18 protein-coding genes are annotated in these 19,267 nt (G+C 35.1%); 2 read left to right on the forward strand and 16 right to left on the reverse strand.

Translation table 11 applies throughout. The features are described 5' to 3' along the window. Positions 1-99 precede the first annotated feature (99 nt). Positions 100-2,508, forward strand: a complete 2,409-nt coding sequence (locus tag DOS84_RS07660; protein WP_111409544.1) for a glycoside hydrolase family 95 protein — start codon at positions 100-102, stop codon at positions 2,506-2,508. Positions 2,509-2,552: 44 nt separating this feature from the next. On the opposite strand, the gene DOS84_RS07665 is transcribed toward DOS84_RS07660, so the two are convergent. From DOS84_RS07665 to DOS84_RS07675, 3 genes are all read right to left on the reverse strand, one after another. Then, positions 2,553-3,533 (reverse strand): Gfo/Idh/MocA family protein, encoded by a 981-nt coding sequence (locus tag DOS84_RS07665; protein WP_111409742.1) that lies wholly within the window; start codon positions 3,531-3,533, stop codon positions 2,553-2,555. A gap of 10 nt (positions 3,534-3,543) precedes the next feature. Beyond that, on the reverse strand, positions 3,544-4,260 hold the full coding sequence (locus DOS84_RS07670) for a DsbA family oxidoreductase (RefSeq protein ID WP_111409545.1): 717 nt from the start codon (positions 4,258-4,260) through the stop codon (positions 3,544-3,546). Positions 4,261-4,366: 106 nt separating this feature from the next. Beyond that, positions 4,367-4,795 (reverse strand): ArsR/SmtB family transcription factor, encoded by a 429-nt coding sequence (locus DOS84_RS07675; RefSeq protein WP_111409546.1) that lies wholly within the window; start codon positions 4,793-4,795, stop codon positions 4,367-4,369. 276 nt (positions 4,796-5,071) lie between these two features. Here DOS84_RS07675 and DOS84_RS07680 point away from each other — a divergent pair, with 276 nt between their 5' ends. Continuing rightward, positions 5,072-6,340: a tetratricopeptide repeat protein gene (locus DOS84_RS07680; RefSeq protein ID WP_111409547.1), complete on the forward strand. Its 1,269-nt coding sequence runs from the start codon at positions 5,072-5,074 to the stop codon at positions 6,338-6,340. Between the two features lie 215 nt (positions 6,341-6,555). Here DOS84_RS07680 and DOS84_RS07685 read toward each other — a convergent pair whose 3' ends face one another. From DOS84_RS07685 to DOS84_RS07745, 13 genes are all read right to left on the reverse strand, one after another. After that, on the reverse strand, positions 6,556-7,926 hold the full coding sequence (locus DOS84_RS07685; RefSeq protein WP_111409548.1) for an NADH-quinone oxidoreductase subunit N: 1,371 nt from the start codon (positions 7,924-7,926) through the stop codon (positions 6,556-6,558). 19 nt (positions 7,927-7,945) lie between these two features. Beyond that, positions 7,946-9,388, reverse strand: coding sequence for a complex I subunit 4 family protein (locus DOS84_RS07690; RefSeq protein ID WP_111409549.1), 1,443 nt, complete (start codon positions 9,386-9,388; stop codon positions 7,946-7,948). 9 nt (positions 9,389-9,397) lie between these two features. Next, on the reverse strand, positions 9,398-11,281 hold the full coding sequence (gene nuoL, locus DOS84_RS07695; RefSeq protein ID WP_111409743.1) for an NADH-quinone oxidoreductase subunit L: 1,884 nt from the start codon (positions 11,279-11,281) through the stop codon (positions 9,398-9,400). 6 nt (positions 11,282-11,287) lie between these two features. Further along, positions 11,288-11,608, reverse strand: coding sequence for an NADH-quinone oxidoreductase subunit NuoK (gene nuoK, locus DOS84_RS07700; RefSeq protein WP_077377981.1), 321 nt, complete (start codon positions 11,606-11,608; stop codon positions 11,288-11,290). Further along, positions 11,608-12,117, reverse strand: a complete 510-nt coding sequence (locus tag DOS84_RS07705; RefSeq protein ID WP_111409550.1) for an NADH-quinone oxidoreductase subunit J family protein — start codon at positions 12,115-12,117, stop codon at positions 11,608-11,610. The genes nuoK and DOS84_RS07705 overlap by 1 nt, the downstream gene beginning before the upstream one ends. Continuing rightward, positions 12,117-12,662, reverse strand: coding sequence for a NuoI/complex I 23 kDa subunit family protein (locus DOS84_RS07710; protein ID WP_111409551.1), 546 nt, complete (start codon positions 12,660-12,662; stop codon positions 12,117-12,119). Before DOS84_RS07710 ends, DOS84_RS07705 begins: the two co-directional genes overlap by 1 nt. Positions 12,663-12,783: 121 nt before the next feature. Beyond that, positions 12,784-13,836 carry an NADH-quinone oxidoreductase subunit NuoH gene (gene nuoH, locus DOS84_RS07715; RefSeq protein WP_111409552.1) on the reverse strand — a complete coding sequence of 351 codons (1,053 nt, stop codon included), beginning with the start codon at positions 13,834-13,836 and terminating at the stop codon, positions 12,784-12,786. Positions 13,837-13,839: 3 nt separating this feature from the next. Beyond that, positions 13,840-14,871 carry an NADH-quinone oxidoreductase subunit G gene (locus tag DOS84_RS07720; RefSeq protein ID WP_111409553.1) on the reverse strand — a complete coding sequence of 344 codons (1,032 nt, stop codon included), beginning with the start codon at positions 14,869-14,871 and terminating at the stop codon, positions 13,840-13,842. 91 nt (positions 14,872-14,962) lie between these two features. Next, complete coding sequence (gene nuoF / locus DOS84_RS07725; protein ID WP_111409554.1) at positions 14,963-16,330, reverse strand: NADH-quinone oxidoreductase subunit NuoF; 1,368 nt, start codon at positions 16,328-16,330, stop codon at positions 14,963-14,965. 1 nt (position 16,331) lies between these two features. Continuing rightward, positions 16,332-16,862: an NADH-quinone oxidoreductase subunit NuoE family protein gene (locus DOS84_RS07730; protein ID WP_111409555.1), complete on the reverse strand. Its 531-nt coding sequence runs from the start codon at positions 16,860-16,862 to the stop codon at positions 16,332-16,334. A 3-nt stretch (positions 16,863-16,865) separates the two neighbouring features. Beyond that, entirely contained in the window at positions 16,866-18,104 is a 1,239-nt protein-coding gene (locus DOS84_RS07735; protein ID WP_111409556.1) for an NADH-quinone oxidoreductase subunit D, read from the reverse strand. 34 nt (positions 18,105-18,138) lie between these two features. Beyond that, positions 18,139-18,660: an NADH-quinone oxidoreductase subunit C gene (locus tag DOS84_RS07740; RefSeq protein WP_111409557.1), complete on the reverse strand. Its 522-nt coding sequence runs from the start codon at positions 18,658-18,660 to the stop codon at positions 18,139-18,141. A 5-nt stretch (positions 18,661-18,665) separates the two neighbouring features. Further along, positions 18,666-19,214, reverse strand: coding sequence for an NADH-quinone oxidoreductase subunit B (locus tag DOS84_RS07745; RefSeq protein ID WP_111409558.1), 549 nt, complete (start codon positions 19,212-19,214; stop codon positions 18,666-18,668). Positions 19,215-19,267 lie beyond the last annotated feature (53 nt).

Here is a 19,267-nt window from a genome sequence, read left to right on the forward strand (position 1 = left end):
GAAGTTTACTGAACACCTATGAAAATAAATGTTTTAGTGAAGTAATGCCTCACGCATGTGAAGTGCAAATAAGATCTTTCATATAAATAAGTAAAATTCATGAAATTAACCTTCTTAAAAAAACTACTTTTTGTTTTCATCTGCTCCTTTTTTGGCGGTCAAGTTGTTGCACAATCGAACCATGTTTTGTGGTACAACCAGCCAGCCGATTATTTTGAGGAAAGTCTAGTTTTAGGAAATGGAAAAATGGGAGCAACTGTCTTTGGCGGTGTCAATTCAGATAAAATTGAGTTGAATGACATTACGCTTTGGTCGGGAGAACCGGTAAATGCTACTATGAATCCAGAGGCTTACAAGAACTTACCTGCCATTCGCGAAGCATTGCAAAATGAAAACTACAAACTAGCTAATGAGTTGAATAAAAAAATTCAGGGCAAAAATTCCGAATCTTATGCGCCATTGGGTACGATGGAAATTAATAGTACTGACAAAGGAAAAACTTCAAATTATTATAGAGAGTTAGATGTTTCAAATGCTATATCCAAAGTTAGTTATGAAATTGACGGAGTGAAATTTACCCGTGAATATTTTGTTTCGGCACCAGATCAAATCATGGTCATCAAATTGACGAGTAGTAAGAAAGGCGCTTTAAGTTATGATGTCAATTCCAGTAGTTTATTGCGATTCAAAACAGAGGTAAAAGATAATTTGCTTTTAATGAATGGGGTTGCACCAATTCATGAAAACCCAGGTTATCAAGTTGTTCCTTCTTTTCTTTTGGAAAAAGACAGGGGAACACGATTCACCACTTTGATGAAAATCAAGAATACAGATGGTACAATTGTAAGTACAAACAATACCTTAGGATTAAAAAACGGGACAGAAGCCATAATTTACGTTTCAATAGCAACCAGTTTTAATGGTTTTGACAAAAATCCTGCAACCCAAGGACTAAACGATAAAGCAATTGCTTTAGAAAATTTAAACAAAGCATTCGCAAAATCATTCGATAAACTAAAACAATCCCATATTGCTGATTATCAAAAATTCTACAATCGGGTGAGTTTGGATTTAGGCAAAACGAGTGCTCCCAATTTACCAACTGATGAACGTTTGTTGCGCTATTCTGAGGGAAAAGAAGATAAAAATCTAGAGATTCTATATTTTAATTATGGACGCTATTTATTAATTAGCTCGTCAAGAACACTTGGAGTTCCTGCCAATTTGCAAGGACTCTGGAACCCATATTTAAACCCGCCTTGGAGTTGCAATTACACGATGAATATTAATTTGGAAGAGAATTATTGGCTTGCCGAAAACACCAATCTCTCCGAAATGCATCTTTCATTGTTGAGTTTTATAAAAAATCTTTCTGTAACCGGAAAAACAACAGCTCAGACTTTTTATGGAGTAAATGATGGCTGGGCTTCGGCGCACAATTCGGATATCTGGGCGATGACCAATCCAGTTGGACAATTTGGCAAGGAAGATCCAAGTTGGGCGTGTTGGCCGATATCGGGTGCTTGGTTAAGTACCCATATTTGGGAACATTATGTGTTTACGCAAGACAAAAATTATCTGAAAAAAGAAGGGTATCCTATTATGAAAGGAGCAGCTCAGTTCTTTTTGGGTTGGATGGTTACGGATAAAAACGGTAATTTAATTACGTCTCCATCAACATCACCAGAAAATAAATACATCGCTCCCGATGGTTTTATTGGTGCAACGATGTATGGCGGAACTGCTGATTTAGCTATGATTCGGGAATGTTTTGACAAAACGATTAGAGCTTCAAAAGTGTTAAATGTGGATGCCGAATTTAGAGCCAAACTAGAAACGGCACTTTCAAAATTCTGTCCGTATCAAGTTGGTAAAAAAGGAAACCTGCAAGAATGGTATTTTGATTGGAATGATGAAGACCCAAGACATCGTCATCAGTCTCAATTGTTTGGCCTTTTTCCGGGGAATCACATCACGCCTCTTAAAACACCAGAATTAGCTAATGCTGCTAAGAAAACACTGGAAATAAAAGGGGATGAAACCACAGGCTGGTCAAAAGGATGGCGTATTAATCTTTGGGCTAGACTTTGGGATGGTAATCGTGCTTATAAAATGTTTCGTGAACTGCTTCGTTATGTTGATCCAGATGGAAAGAAAACAGAGAAACCAAGAAGAGGAGGGGGAACTTATCCTAATTTATTCGATGCACACCCGCCGTTTCAAATAGACGGGAATTTTGGCGGAGCTGCTGCTGTTGCCGAGATGCTGGTTCAGTCTGATGAAAATGAAATTCGATTATTGCCCGCCTTGCCCGAAGCTTGGGAAAGTGGTTCTGTAAAAGGAATATGTGCCAGAGGGGGTTTTGAAATTTCGATGGAATGGAATGATAAAATACTAAAAAAAGTTTCAGTATTTTCTAATAAAGGTGGAAAAACAACGCTCATTAGCGGTGATAAAAAACAAGACATTACTTTAAAAAAAGGTCAGAAAACAGAAATTGTTTGGTAAAAAAATAGCGGTGCTTATTATAGAACCGCTATTTTTATTTAGGATCAGTTCCCTATGATTTGATCCATAACCCAGCTGGTATGGCTTGCTGTAAAGCCGCTGGATGGATGTTCAGAATTTCCTAAAAGATGTTCCCGAATTTGCTCTACATGATACAACTGAATGTTTTCGGGATGATCTATTTGGTGACTTGATTCGCCTTCTTCTGTTTTAAGAATTATGGGGGTATTTTCAAAAACTGAAAATTTGATTTTGCCTTTGCTTCCGTAAATTTCAACTACATCTTCCCGTTCAAAAGTGCCAAAATTCCAACTGCCACTACCAGTAATTCCAGATTCGTGGAGCCAATTGGCGACAGCTGCATCTTTGGAAGTGTATAACCCCTGTTGATTGAGGCTAATTCCGGAAACTTCTTTTATGGTTCCCAAATAATGTATGAACAGATCTAATCCGTGACTGGCCAAATCGTCAAAATAACCACCAGTTGCAATCGTTTTATCTGTTCTCCAGTTGTATTCTCTGGAATGGTCTTGGTCGCTTGTAGGTTTGCTCAAATGCCAGCTAATATGTCTGACTTCGCCAATGGTTTTTGAATCGATCCATTTCTTGATTTGCTCGAATCGTGGTAGTGTTCGTCTGTAATAGGCGACAAATAAAGGGATTTTTTTCGCTTCGAAAGCTTCAGTGATACTCAAACAATCTTGAAAATTGGGGGCCAAAGGTTTTTCTATGCAGCATGGTTTTCCTGCCTCAGCTACTTTTATTCCATAATATTTATGGGTATCTGGTGGTGTGGCAATATATACAGCATCAACTTCAGGGTCATTTATTAACGCATCTGCATTCGTGTAATATTTATTGATTCCGTGTCTTTTGGCATAATCCGCTGCTTTTTCAGCATCTCTACGCATTACTGCTTCAATAGTAAAACCGGCTGTTTTTTGATAGGCTGGACCACTTTTTAATTCAGTGACATTGCCGCAACCAATGATACCCCAACGGATTGTTTTTGTAATTTCACTCATGTTTTTTGTATTATTCACAACCATCAATACCACAACTGTTCTGGTCAGTGGTATTTTGGAGTTTTAATTTGGTTTTAAAATTTCCTTCTTCCCAAGTTTTTTCCAATGTTTTCAAAAATACATCAGTTGCTTGTGCTCCAGATACGGCATATTTATTATCAAATACAAAGAATGGAACACCAGTAACACCAATCGATTGGGCCTCTTGTTGGTCTTGTCTCACTTCATTGCCGTAAACGTCTGAATGTAATACGTTTTTAATCGCTTCTTTTTCTAATCCTACTTCGAGACCCAAAGATTCTAAAGTGTTCGTATCATTTACATCTTTACCATCAGTCAGATAGGCTTTGAATAAAAGTTCTTCTAATTCGTTTGACAAATTATGTTTTTTGGCCAAATGCAATAAGCGATGGGCATGCAATGAATTGGCAAGAATAGCTTTTTCAAAATGAAAATCCAAGCCAGACTTTTTCGCGTTTTCAGTCATATTGTCTATCATTGTTTGCGCCCAAGCGGTATCTTTTCTATATTTTTCTGCCAAATGATCAATGATACTTTCATTTGGTGTTGCTACAAAACTCGGATCCAATTGAAAACTTTTCCATTCAATAGCTACTGAATCTTTATTTTCAAAGAGCGAAAGAGCTTCTTCAATTCTTCTTTTTCCGATATAACAAAATGGGCACATTACATCTGACCAGATTTGAATTTTTAATTGATTTTCCATATTTAATTTTTTCTGCTTAGGCAAAGATTTTAAAATACAAAATTATGAAATTGGATATTGAAGCTTTTGCATTTAGCATTTTATTGTGAATTGACTAAGTGTGATACTAATCTGTTTTGCTTTTTTTAGCTGGAAATTGATAGTTGTATTGTTTCAAATTCAATTTTTTTTCATTTTTCATTTTGGGAGCTGTAGTAATAGCTAATGGTTCTGCTTCATTAGAGATTGCTCTGTTGGATAGATAGTTGATTAGATATTTTTTAAGTAATTGTATTTTGTCAACTTCAATGGAATAAATGGTTTTCTTTCCTACGTTTTTTACGTTTAATAATTCGGCTTTTTTTAATTCCAGCAAATGTTTTGATATTGTTGATTGTGCTAATGGAATTAATGATACAATTTCGCCACAAGTTCTATTGTTTTTTTTCCATAAAAGGGTCATAATTTGCATGCGGGTTGGATGCCCAAGTGCTTTGCAGATTTCAGCTATGGTATTTGTTTCTTTATCGAAATCGAAGTGTTTAGTAGTTCCCATATTTAGCCGTTTAATTCATATCGTAATGTAGCGATTATATTTAATATACAAGGTGTTGTGTAAGTGTTTTGTTGGATATTTTAAATACAATTTTTTTGTTAAAATTCAGGTATAATTACGTATAAGAGAAAATTTTTTAATTGATAGCTTTGAAAATGTCAAAAAAAACATAATATTTTAAAATGGTTCAATTGATTTTTTTTAAATCTTTTTATCTTTTTTTGATTCAAGTAATGTCCCAACATTTACCTTTTTTATTAATTTAAACTGCCATTTATGAAAAGTATTTTTAAAAGTCTTTTTAGTTTGCTGTTGTTTATTCCATTGACTCACGCTCAAAAAAATCAAATTAAAAGTGCGCAAAAGGAATTAAAAGCTGGAAATTTAGAACAAGTGATTGCAATTTTGTCTCCAGTCGAATATTTGATTAGTAACGCTTCGGACGAAGATAGAATTCATTTCTACTATATAAAAGGAACTGCTTTAGTAGATTTGGCCAACCAAAACATTAATACTTCCAAAAATCTTTCGCAAGCTGTTCTAGCATTTAATGATTTGATTGAAGTCGAGAAAGAATCAAACCAATATAAATATACTTCTGAGGCAATTGAATCACTTCATAAAATTAAAGAAGGACTTGTAAATAGTGCCAATGAGGATTTAGCAGTCGAAAATTTTACCGATTCTTCCGATAAATTTTATCAGGCATATTTAATAGATAAAAAAGATACGCTGCAGCTTTATAACGCAGCGGTCAGCTATAGAAGTGCTAACGAAAATGACTTGGCACTTAAATGTTACGAAGAATTAAAGAATATTAATTATTCAGGAAATATTGCTGTCTATATAGCTTACAGTAAAAGTAAATTGAAGGATGAGTATTTTGGGACTATAAAAGAAAGAAATGTTCAGATTCAAAACGGAACCCATTTCAGGCCAAGACAAGAATTTCAATCTAAAAAGGCCGAAATATATAAAAGTATTGCTATGATTTATGTACAAAGTGGCTACAAAGAAAAAGCTATGAAAGCAATCTCACAGGCTAGAAATCTAGACAGTCAAGATTTGTCATTAGCATTGGTTGAAGCCAACTTGTATTTGGAAACCAAAGATTATGATTATTTTGACAATTTAGTATCAGTTATTATAGAAGCAAATCCTAATAATGCAGAATTAGTGGCCAATTTTGGTTTGAATTGCCAAAATGAACAATATTATGAAGGTGCTGAATACTATTATAAAAAAGCCATTGAAATGAATCCTAAATATGCTGAAGCATATGTGAACCTTTCAGCATTATTGGTCGAGAAAAGTATTAAAATTGGAAATCAAATGAATGAATATTTAGGATCTTCCAATTCTGATAAAAAAGCTTTTAGTGAATTGAAAACAGAGAAAGAACAAATTATAAAAGATGTGTTTAAAAATCTGCAAAAAGTTGTTAGTATTGATCCTTTCAATAGTAGTGTAAAACAATTAACGAACAGTATGAATACGGCAAATATTAATAATTCATCTAGAGGTGCTTTAGCATCTGGTGAATAAATGATTTATAATATTGAAAAAAGGATATAATAGTCAACTATGTTGTATCAAAATAATAGCTGGAAACAGCTAGCAATACTATAATGTTAAGTTTTGAGTTGAATTAGATTAGGGTAAAAAACCATCAATTATTGCAATTGGTGGTTTTTTTATGGTAAATAAAAAAGTCACTAATATAATTTTATTAGTGACTTTAAATAGGATACTTTAATGGCTTAAGCTAATAGATCTAAAACTAGTGAAGGAAACAATCCTATAATGATATTTAGAAGAATAGCAACAACGGCAACTGCATAAATCAAGAATGGTTTTCCGGTACGAGTTTCGTTTGGTTCTTTGGTATACATTGCCAAAATCAATTTGAAATAGTAACCAACACTTATAATCGAGTTGATAACCGCAAATATAACCACGACTAAATAACCCGCTTGAATAGTTTGGCTAAACAAAACCAACTTGGCAAAGAAACCTGCAAATATTGGAATACCTGCCATAGAAAGCAATGAACCGGTTAAAATAGCAGCCAACAAAGGATTTGTTTTTCCCAAGCCGTGAAAGTTTACAACATCTTCGTTTTCTCTGTTTTTACACACGTATAAGATAACGCTGAAAGCAGCGATACCAGATAATGCATAGGCAGAAGTATAATACAATAAACTTCCTGCTGAAGTAGATAAACTTAGTAATGTCATCAACATAAATCCTGCATGCGAAATACCCGAAAAAGCAAGCATACGTTTCACATTGACTTGTCTTAAAGCCATGATATTACCAAAAGTCATCGAAGCGATTGATACGATTACTACAACAATTTGGAATGAGTAATTAATATCGGCATGCATGCTTGACAATAATTTATAAAGTGTTGCAATAGCAACAACTTTTGCCAAAGTACTCATTAAAGCAGTTGTCAAAGTTGGAGAACCTTCATAAACATCAGGAGCCCAAAAGTGAAAAGGAACTGCTGCGATTTTAAATAACATTCCTATAGTCACCAAAACAATTCCAATTGGAAACCAAATAGGAAGCTCAGCTGATTGGGACATATCGCTAATTTCAACGATGTCGAATGAGCCCATAGCTCCATAAATCATACAAATACCAAATAAAATAATTCCAGAAGCAAAAGATCCCATCAAGAAGTATTTCATACCAGCTTCATTACTTTTTACGTTTACTCTATTGCTTGCTGCAAGAACATACAGCGAGATGGATAATATTTCAATTCCTAAAAAGAACATAGCCAAATTTCCAAAAGAAACCATGGCAACAGCCCCAGATAATAAGAATATTTTAATGGCGATATAATCTGAAAGTTTACTTTGGTGATTATCATAGAAATTATGACCCAAAGCCACCAAAAATATAGTCAGTACGATAAACAAACTTGAAAAAGAAACTGAAAATTTACTTACTACAATCATATTGTTGTAGTAATTCGCAGGAGAATTAAATTCAGAAACGGTAAGTCCTAGAATGGCCAATAATCCAATAATTGATATTGGAATAATCGCTTTTCTAAAATCGAAGATTTCAAATATAAGGCATAAAACACCTAATCCTATTATAGCTATTAATGTTGTCATTTATATTATGCTTTTTTACTTAATTGTATTTATTAATAGTGTTTAAAATAGCCTCTAGACTTGGTGTTATCAAATCGTTGATTGGTTTTGGATATAATCCAAAGAAAAATAAAACTGCAATAATAATTATCATTGTCAAACCTTCAGAGAAAGTGACATAGGCAAAAACTTTAGTGTTAGTTTCTCCAAGCATTACATGTTGGAACATTTTCAACATATAATAAGCTCCCAAAATAATTGTTGTTCCCCCTAAAAGAGCAAACCAAATATTGATCTGAGAAAGACTGTATAATACTGTAAATTCTCCAATGAAGTTAAAAGTTGTTGGCAAAGCCACAGAAGCCAATACCAAAATTAAAAACATGGAAGTGAATTTTGGAGATTGAGAACGAATCCCACCCATCTCTGAGATTATTCTTGTTTCGTATCTTCTATAAATGATTTCGGCGGCAAAAAACAAACCAACTACCACAAAACCGTGAGCAATCATTTGTAAAACGGCTCCTCTAAAACCATCAAGGTTTAAAGCATAAGTTCCGGCAGCAATTAATCCAACGTGAGCAAGGGAAGAATAAGCCAATAGTTTTTTCAAATCTTTTTGTCTCAATGCAACTATTGAACCGTAAATAACACCGGCAATACCTACACCAATGAATATATACATGTATTCTTTGGCTGCTAACGGGGTCAAAGGTAATTGCCAACGGATAAGACTATACAATCCCATTTTTAACATAATACCCGATAAAAGCATAGTTCCAAGAGTTGGCGCTTTTTGGTAAACATTGGCCTGCCAGGTGTGGAAAGGAATTAAAGGAATCTTAATCGCATACGCCAAGAAGAATGCCGTAAAAATCCATTTTTGTTCATTTACTGTTAAGTCTAATTTATATAAATCCTCAATCAGGAAGCTTCCCGCTTTTTGATACATATAAACAAAAGCAACCAGCATGAATAATGAGCCAGCAAGAGTATAGATAAAGAATTTAACTACTGCTTTTTTACGTTCTTCAGCGTCTCCGTTACCCCAAATTAAAGCAATAAAGTAAATTGGGATTAATGATAATTCCCAAAAGATGTAATATAAAAGTCCATCGCTAGCCAAGAAAGTTCCTGTCATTGCAAACGACATAAACAGTATAAGGGAATAAATAGCTTTTGAATTTTTGAAATCATTGCCAAAAGAAGACAAGATTATAATTGAGGTCAAGACAGTGGTCAATAAAACCATGGCCAAAGACAAACCATCTGCTTTTAATGCAAATGAAACTTTAGGTGATGTAATCCATTGGCTGATATAGCTAATGTTTTCACCCAAATTAAAATGATTCAACAAAACAATAGAGCAACCCGCTGCAGCTAATCCAAAAAACAATGCCACTTTTGAAGCCAGTTTATCGCCAGCTAAATAAGTTACAAGTGCGCCAAATAAAAGGATGATTAATATTAGAGATACATTCATAGTATATAATTATTGAGCTAGAAATAAAAATGAAACAATGGCACACATGCCTAAAACAAAAGCAAATAAGTATAAACCAACACTTCCATTCTGTAATTTTTTACCTTGAAAACTAAGTTCATTGGTTACTTTTCCTAATCCAAAAACTAGAGAAGAAATGCCTGTTTCAACGTAGTCTCTAAAGAATTTTGATAAACTGTTTACTGGAGCTACAAACAATGAATCATATATTTCATCGACATAGTATTTATTGTAAAGTACTTTTGAGAATCCTGTTATTTCAGCATCCTCATTTGGAACTGTATTTTGTTTAATGTATTTGGCGTAAGCTATTCCAATTCCAACCAATCCACCAACAACAGCAATTGCCATTAAGATGTATTCAGTCGTTCCCAATCCATGCTCTTCTGATGCTGCTTTCGTAAAAAGTGGGGCTAAATATTCATTCAACCAACTATTACCCGGTAAACTAATCGCACCTCCAATAGTGGCCAAAATAGCCAAAACGATCAAAGGAAAAGTAATTAAAGCCGGACTTTCGTGTAAATGGTGTTTTTGTTCTTCAGTTCCTCTAAAATCATTGAAGAAAGTCAAGAACATCAATCGGAACATATAGAAAGCTGTCATTATAGAAGCAATAGAGCCAACAACCCAAAGAGGAATGTTGTGATGAAATGCCGTCATCAAGATTTCATCTTTAGAAAAGAAACCTGAGAACAAAGGAACTCCAGAAATGGCTAAAGATGAAATAAGCATCGTCCAAAAAGTAATTGGCATCGCTTTTTTCAATCCACCCATTTTGCGCATATCCTGTTCCCCATGTAAACCGTGAATTACTGATCCTGAGCCAAGGAATAGACAAGCTTTGAAGAAAGCGTGAGTGATTACGTGAAATATAGCCACTTCATATGCACCAAAACCTAAAGCCAAAAACATTAACCCTAATTGAGAAACAGTAGAGTAGGCAAGTACTTTTTTAATATCATTTTGAACTAGACCAATAGTTGCGGCAACAAATGAGGTTACGCCCCCAATTACTGCAATAATAGTCTGTATTTCTGGTGTTAAGTCGAATAAGAAATGCATTCTGGATACCATAAAAATACCCGCAGTAACCATTGTAGCGGCATGTATCAATGCCGAAACAGGCGTAGGTCCAGCCATTGCATCAGGCAGCCAAGTGTACAAAGGAATTTGTGCGGATTTACCGCAAGCTCCAATAAACAAAGCTAAAGCGGCAATGCTTAACCAAAGTGTATCAACATTATGAGCTCCGGCGATAGCGGTTTGCAATGATGCAAAATCCAATGTAGAAAATAAACCTCCTAAAATAAATATCCCAATTAACAATCCTAAATCCCCTATACGGTTCATGATAAAAGCTTTTTTGGCAGCATCATTGTAATCTTGGTTTTTATACCAAAATCCAATTAACAAGTATGAACAAAGTCCAACACCTTCCCAACCAATGAACATTACCAATAAGTTGCTTCCAACTACTAGGGTAATCATGAAGAAGATAAAAAGATTCAAATATGCAAAGAAAGAATGTATTTTTTCGTCATCATGCATATAGCTGATGGAGTATAAATGAATCAACGAACCAATTCCAGTTACAAACAATAACCATAAAACAGATAATTGATCCAGTAAAAAACCAAAACTAACATTGAAATTACTAATTTGAATCCAATCAAATAATTGAATTGTTATAGCTTGTTTGGTTTGATTGATTTGTAGAAAAAAGGAAACTGTTACAATAAAAGAAATCACTACCGAAAGTGTTCCGACGATTCCAGAAACAGATTTTCCTAAACTTTTCCCGAAGAAAACATTAATTAAAAATCCTAAAAAAGGAGTTAATAGTAAGACTAAAGCTAAATTGGTATCCATTGCCATTTATCCTTTTAAGTTTTTTAAATTATCGATGCTAATTGATCCAATATTTCTAAATATCGAAACTAATATGGCCAGTCCTACCGCAACTTCTGCCGCTGCTACTGCCATGGAGAAAAATACGAATACTTGTCCTTGTGCGTCTTGGTGGTAAGTTGAGAAAGCCACAAACAATAAGTTGACAGCATTCAACATAATTTCAATAGACATAAACACAATGATTGCATTTCGTCTGTATAAAACCCCAAAAATTCCAATACAAAAAAGTGTTACACACAGGAAGATATAGTTCTCTATACCAATTTGAGTTAAAATATTGTTCATTATTTTTCTAATTTTTCTTTTTTAGACAATAACACAGTTCCAATCATCGCTACCAATAACAGAATAGAAGCAAATTCAAAAGGCACCATATATTCGTTCAATAATGCTTTTCCGAGTACTTTTATTGATTGGTAATCCTCGCCTGTATAATCATATTCTACAATTGGTTTAGAATTGATAAAGATTTTGATCAAAACCAAACAAACCAAACAAAAGGAAACAATAGCACCCAATCGCGTAAATCTAGGCTTATGAACTTCATCAGCTTCATTAAGATTCATCAACATTATGGTAAACAGTAATAAAATCATAATTGCTCCAGAATAGACAATAATGTGTACAATGGCCAAAAACTGAGCGTTCAATAATAAATAATGTCCAGCTATAGAGAAAAAACAAATTACTAAGTAAATAGCACTATGTATTGGATTTCTGCTAAAAATAGTTAAAAATGCTGTTAGCAATGTGATTGCAGACAATACGCAAAATAGAATAAGTACTGTTGACATTAGTTAGCGTTTTTAAGTTGAGTATTTTTCATCGCCATTTCTAGTGGCATAACCAGTTTGTCTTTTCCAAAAATGAAATCTTCTCTATCGTAACTAGAAGGAACTAATTCTTTGGAGATAGTCAAGTAAATAGCATCTTTTGGACAGGCTTCTTCACAAAGTCCGCAAAAAATACATCTCAACATATTAATTTCATAGATCTCAGCATATTTTTCCTCTCTGTACAAATGCATTTCGTCTGCTTTGCGCTCACCCGCTTTCATTGTAATGGCCTCAGCAGGGCAAGACAAAGCACATAAACCACAAGCAGTACAGTTTTCTCTACCTTGTTCATCGCGTTTCAACATGTGCTGTCCACGGTACACAGGACTCATTTCACGAACTTGTTCAGGATATTGAATCGTTGCTTTTTTTCTGAATAAATGCTTCAGCGTAATGATCAAACCTTTTACAATCGCAATCAGATACATGCGTTCCAAAAAAGTCATCTCTTTATTGGAGACCATTTTTTTTCTTCCCGATAAGGATATAGTTTCTATTGACATTTTATATTTTTTATTTGTAGCTAATCCTGCTATCCGCTGTATCTTTTATTTTTTAAAGAAAAAAATAAAAGGATGCCGCTTCTATCAGGGCTAGTACCATTAACTAAGGGATTTGGTTTTATTAAAATCCGAAATAAACAGCGATTTCACTTCTCAAAAGCACAACTCCAGTTATCATAATATTGATAATAGCAAGCGGAATCAAAATTCTCCATCCCAAATGCATCAATTGATCATATCTAAATCTTGGTATTGTCCAACGAACCCACATAATAAAGAAAATGAACCCACATAGTTTAGTAAACAATACAGCCATTCCTATTACGTTGGCAACATTAACACCCCAGTGCTCGACTGCCCATCCCATTCCAGGATAATTGTATCCTCCAAAGAATAATACAGCCAAAATGGTTGAGGATATAAACATATTTGCATATTCAGCAAATAAATAAAAACCCATTTTCATGGAAGAATATTCGGTGTGATATCCACCAATTAATTCCGATTCACATTCTGCTAAATCGAAAGGCGTTCTGTTTAATTCAGCAAAAGAACAAATCAAGAAAATCAAAAAGGTTAGCGGCTGATATAGCACATTCCAGTGCCATTCCGATTGTTGCAGTGAAATTTCTTTTAAGCTTAAGGTTCCAGTCATCATAATCAATGCGATTATGGACAATCCCATCGCAACTTCATAAGAAACCATTTGCGAAGCAGCTCTAATAGAACTCATCAATGAGAATTTGTTGTTAGAAGCCCAACCCCCAATCATAATCCCATAAACTCCTAGAGAAACTACTCCAAAAATATACAAAATGGCAATGTTGATATCGGTAGCTTGCAATAATATATCTCTTCCAAACAAGTGTAATTTATCGCCCCAAGGAATAACGGCGCTGGTCATTAAAGCCGTACTCATCGCTATGGCAGGTCCTACTACGAATAAAAATTTATTGGGAGTGTTCGGAAAAAATTCTTCTTTCGAAAATAATTTTAAACCATCAGCAAGTGGTTGGAATAACCCTAATGGTCCTGCTCTGTTCGGTCCAATTCTGTCCTGAAGCCAAGCGGCTACTTTACGTTCTGCCCATGTAGAGTACATGGCCATCAACATAGTAAGGGCAAAAACCACTACTATAACAACACTTTTTTCTATAATAAATGTACTTTCCATTTCTTAAGATTTTTTAGTGTTAGTGTCCAATGGATTGGCAGCCATACTTATTTTTTTTCTGTCTTGGTCTCTACCCAAAAGGATGTTTTTCTCTGTAGCAATTTCTACTTTTTCCAATTTTTGAGTGTAATTATTTTGATTGATAACCGAATCTTTTTCAAATTTACGTGGTCCTTCAATTACCCAGTCAGCAACTTCTTTTTTATCAAAACGACAAGTATTGCAGATGAATTCTTCTACTTCGTGAAATTCATCTTTACGACCTGTAACACGCTGAATTTCGTTTCCGAACATCCAAACGGTTGTTTTTCCGCAACATCCTGGAGTTGTACATTCTCTATGCGCATTATAAGGCTTATTAAACCAAACTCTAGATTTGAATCTAAACGTTTTGTCAGTCAAAGCACCTACAGGGCATACATCAATCATGTTTCCAGAAAATTCATTGTCTATTGCTTTTGATATGTAAGTAGAGATGTTAGCATGATCACCACGATCTAATACTCCATGAACACGATCATCAGTCAATTGATCGGCAACTTGTACACATCTTTGACATAGAATGCAACGATTCATATGCAATTGAATGTGTGGACCAATGTCTTCCGGTTCAAAGGTTCTTTTTTCTTCAATAAAACGAGATTCAGATTTTCCGTGCTCAAAACTTAAGTTTTGCAAATCACATTCTCCAGCTTGGTCACAAATTGGACAATCAAGTGGGTGATTGATTAACAAAAATTCCGTTACTGCTTTTCTCGCCTCTTCTACTCTTGGAGATGCTTTACTGGCAATTTCCATTCCGTCCTGACAGCCTGTTACACAAGATGCCATTAATTTTGGCATTGGTCTTGGATCAGCATCACTTCCTTTGGTAACATCCACTAAACAACAACGGCATTTTCCACCGCTTCCTTTTAATTTAGAATAATAGCACATTGCTGGCGGAACAACTTCTCCACCTATCATGCGCGCAGCTTGCAAGATCGTTGTTCCTGCTTCTACTTCAATTTCTTGACCGTCTATGGTTACTTTCATTTATTTAGGTCTTAATGTCTAAAATTTAATGTTTAATGTCAAGTAGTAATTGACTTTCTAACTTTCGAACTTTTGACTTTTTAACTTTTCACTATATTATTACTTTAGAAACTAGGTGCTTTACTTTTTCAAAAGGTTCAGCAACAAAATGGTCTCTGTTTTTTATTTTTTCCGGGAAACGAATGTGGTATTCAAACTCATCCCTAAAGTGACGAATCGCTGCGGCTACTGGCCAAGCTGCTGCATCACCAAGGGGACAGATAGTGTTTCCTTCAATTTTGCTTTGAATACTCAATAACAAGTCGATATCTTCTTCGCGTCCGTGTCCGTTTTCAATTCTGTGTAATACTTTTTCCATCCAGCCTGTACCTTCTCTACAAGGAGTACATTGGCCACAGCTTTCATGGTGATAAAAACGAGAGAAATTCCAAGTATTACGAACAATGCAAGAAGTGTCATTATAAACGATAAATCCTCCTGAACCCAACATAGACCCAGTGGCAAAACCACCATCGCTTAAGGATTCGTAGGACATCAAACGATCTTCGCCTGCCGCAGTTTTGTAAATTAAATGTGCGGGTAAAACAGGAACGGAACTTCCTCCGGGAACAAAGGCTTTTAAAGGACGATCAGAACTCATTCCGCCAAGATATTCGTCAGAGTTCATGAATTCATAAACGCTTAGTCCCAATTCAATTTCATAAACGCCAGGGTTTTTGATATGCCCTGAAGCAGAGATTAATTTGGTTCCGGTAGATCTTCCGATACCAATTTTGGCATAATCCGCACCAGAATTGTTTACAATCCATGGTACAGAGGCAATAGTTTCTACGTTATTTACGACGGTTGGATTTGTCCAAAGCCCAGAAACGGCGGGGAATGGCGGTTTAATACGAGGATTACCTCTTTTTCCTTCCAATGATTCAATCAAAGCAGTTTCTTCACCACAGATGTAAGCTCCGGCACCACAATGAACATGTAATTCTAAATCATATCCAGAACCTAGTATGTTTTTTCCTAAAAACCCTGCTGCTTTTGCTTCGGCAATGGCTCTTTCCAATATTTTGAAAACCCACATGTATTCTCCACGAATGTAGATGTACGAGAGGTTGGCGCCCAATGCATAGCTGGAAGTAATCATTCCCTCAATCAATAAGTGAGGAATATATTCCATTAAATAACGGTCTTTGAAAGTTCCAGGTTCAGACTCATCGGCATTACAAACCAAATGTCTTGGTTTTCCTGATTTTTTATCAATAAAACTCCACTTCATTCCGGCAGGGAAACCAGCACCACCACGACCACGTAATCCAGAAGTTTTTACTTCTTCTACAACTTCGTCTGGAGTTAAGGTTTTTAAAGCTTTTTCTACCGAAGCATAACCACCATTTTGGCGATACACTTCATAGGTTTTAATCCCGGGAATATTGATTTTATCTAATAATATTTTTTGTGACATCTTATTTATCGTGTAATATTATTTTATTGTCTTTACAATCGGCAATTAACTGGTCGATTTTTTCTTTGTTCAAATGTTCTTTGTAAAAATCTCCCAACTGCATCATCGGAGCATAACCACAAGCACCTAAACATTCAACTCCTCTTACTTCAAAAAGACCGTCTGCTGTAGGTTCGCCAACTGGAACTCCTAATTTCTCACAGGTGTAATCCATCAAATCCTCAACTCCATTCAAACAACAAGGTGAAGTCTGGCAAAATTCAAACATGTATTTACCAATTGGCCTTTGGTTGTACATGGTATAAAAAGTTACTACTTCATACACTTCAATTGGCTTGATGTGTAAAATTTCGGCAACTTTATCTTGTAGCTCAGTGCTTAACCAATTGTTATGGGCATCTTGAACTTCATGTAAAACGGGAAGTAAAGCTGATTTTCTTTTATCTTCTGGATAATGACTAATTAATTCATTGATGCGGGACATCAATGCTTCAGTCATGTTTATTTCTTGTTTGTAATGTGTGTGTACCATAATTTATGCGTCTAATTCTCCAGCAATAACATTTAAACTTGATAAAATAACAATGGCATCAGATAACATTGAACCTTTGATCATGTCTGGATAAGCTTGATAATAAATAAAACAAGGTCTTCTGAAATGCAATCTATAAGGAGTTCTACTTCCATCTGTCACTAGATAAAATCCTAATTCTCCGTTTCCACCTTCTACAGGATGGTAAATTTCAGCAACCGGAACAGGAACTTCGCCCATTACAATTTTGAAATGGTATATTAAAGATTCCATATTGTGATAAACATCTTCTTTAGGAGGAAGGTAGTATTCTGGAACTTCGGCGTGGTATTCATTTCCTACCGGCATTTTGTCCAATGCTTGACGGATAATGCTTAAACTTTCCCAAACTTCTGCATTTCTCACACAAAAACGGTCGTAAGTATCACCCGATTTTCCAACTGGAACGATGAAGTCAAAGTCTTCATATGAACTGTACGGTTGTGCTACACGAACATCATAATCAACACCCGCTGCTCGTAGATTTGGGCCTGTAAATCCATAAGCCATGGCTTTTTCGGCAGATATTGCTCCTACATTTACCGTTCTATCAATAAATATTCTATTTCTTTCGAATAGGTTTTCAAATTCTTTCCAGGCAATAGGGAATTCTTTTAAAAAGACATCTAGTTTTCTGAAAGCTTCTGGAGACCAGTCTCTTTCAAAACCTCCAATTCTTCCCATATTGGTAGTAAGACGTGCTCCGCAAATTTCTTCATAGATTTCGTATACTTTTTCTCTAAATTGAAATACATATAGAAAACCAGTATAAGCTCCAGTATCCACTCCAAGAATTGAATTACAAATCAAGTGATCCGTAATACGTGCCAATTCCATTACAATAACTCTTAAATAATCAACTCTTTTGGGAACTTTGATGTCTAAAAGTTTTTCAAGTGTCATCCACCATCCCATATTGTTGATAGGAGAGGAGCAATAGTTCATTCTATCCGTAAGTGGAGTGATTTGATAAAAAGGACGATTTTCGGCAATTTTTTCGAAAGCTCTGTGAATATAACCAATTGTTGGTTCTGCTTCCAGAATTTTTTCACCATCCATCAAAAGGATATTTTGAAAAATACCGTGCGTAGCAGGATGTGTAGGACCTAAATTCAGAATTGAAAGCTCGCTTCCATCTTCATTGTGTCTCTCTTTGATTATTTTAGCATAGCGATGCTCTGGTGGTAATAATAGTTCTGACATTTATCTAATGTGAAAAATTATATTTATTTTTTAGCTATTGGTTGATTGTTGTTCTTCCAAAATACCTATCGTCTTTATCTGTTCTTCCGCTGTCTTCCATCGGAAACTCTTTACGCATAGGGAAAGAAATCATTTCGTCCATATTCAAAATGCGTTTCAACTGCGGATGTCCGATGAAATTGATTCCAAAAAAATCATAGGTTTCTCTTTCCATCCAATTTGCACATAAAAAAATATTTGAAATAGTTTTGATTTCCGGTTTTGACCCGTTAATGAAAGATTTGATTCGGATGCGTTTGTTTTCGTACCAATTGTGCAAATGATATACCACGGCAAATTGTTTGTTTTCTTCATTATCTGGGTAATGTACGCCACATAAATCAGTCAAAAAATGAAAACGCAAAGCAGGGTCATTTTTTAAAAAAAGGACAACAGCTGTAATGATGTCTGAATCTGCTTCTAATGAAAAAATGTCTCTATCTTGGTTGAATGCTAAAACCTTTGAACCAAAAGTTTCTATTAACTTCTCTTGAATTTCTGTTGTCTCTAAAGCCATTTTTCTTATTGAATGTTATAAGATGCCAATAATTCTTGGTACTCAGGTGAACTTCTTCTTCTTACAGATTCGCTACGTACTAGTTCTTGTAGTTTCATAACACCATCTACGATTTGTTCCGGACGTGGTGGGCAACCAGGAACGTAAACGTCAACTGGTATTACTTTGTCAATTCCTTGTAAAACGGAGTAAGTGTCGAAAACTCCTCCAGAAGAGGCACAAGCACCAACAGCAATTACCCATCTAGGTTCTGCCATTTGTTCGTAAACTTGACGTAAAATTGGAGCCATTTTTTTTGAGATTGTTCCCATAACCAATAGCATGTCTGCTTGACGTGGTGAAAAACTCACTCTTTCAGACCCAAAGCGGGCCAAATCATAATGCGAAGCCATTGTTGCCATAAATTCGATTCCGCAACAAGAGGTTGCAAAAGGTAAAGGCCAAAGCGAATTGGCACGCGCTAATCCAACAACATCATTAAGTTTTGTAGCAAAGAATCCTTCACCTACAACACCTTCCGGAGGGGCTACCATATTTATTTTTGAATCGCTCATTTTGTTTTTTTATTTTGAATGTTGAATTTTAAATTTTGAATGTTTTAATTAAT

Source organism: Flavobacterium aquariorum, from assembly GCF_003254745.1.
Classification (GTDB): domain Bacteria; phylum Bacteroidota; class Bacteroidia; order Flavobacteriales; family Flavobacteriaceae; genus Flavobacterium; species Flavobacterium aquariorum.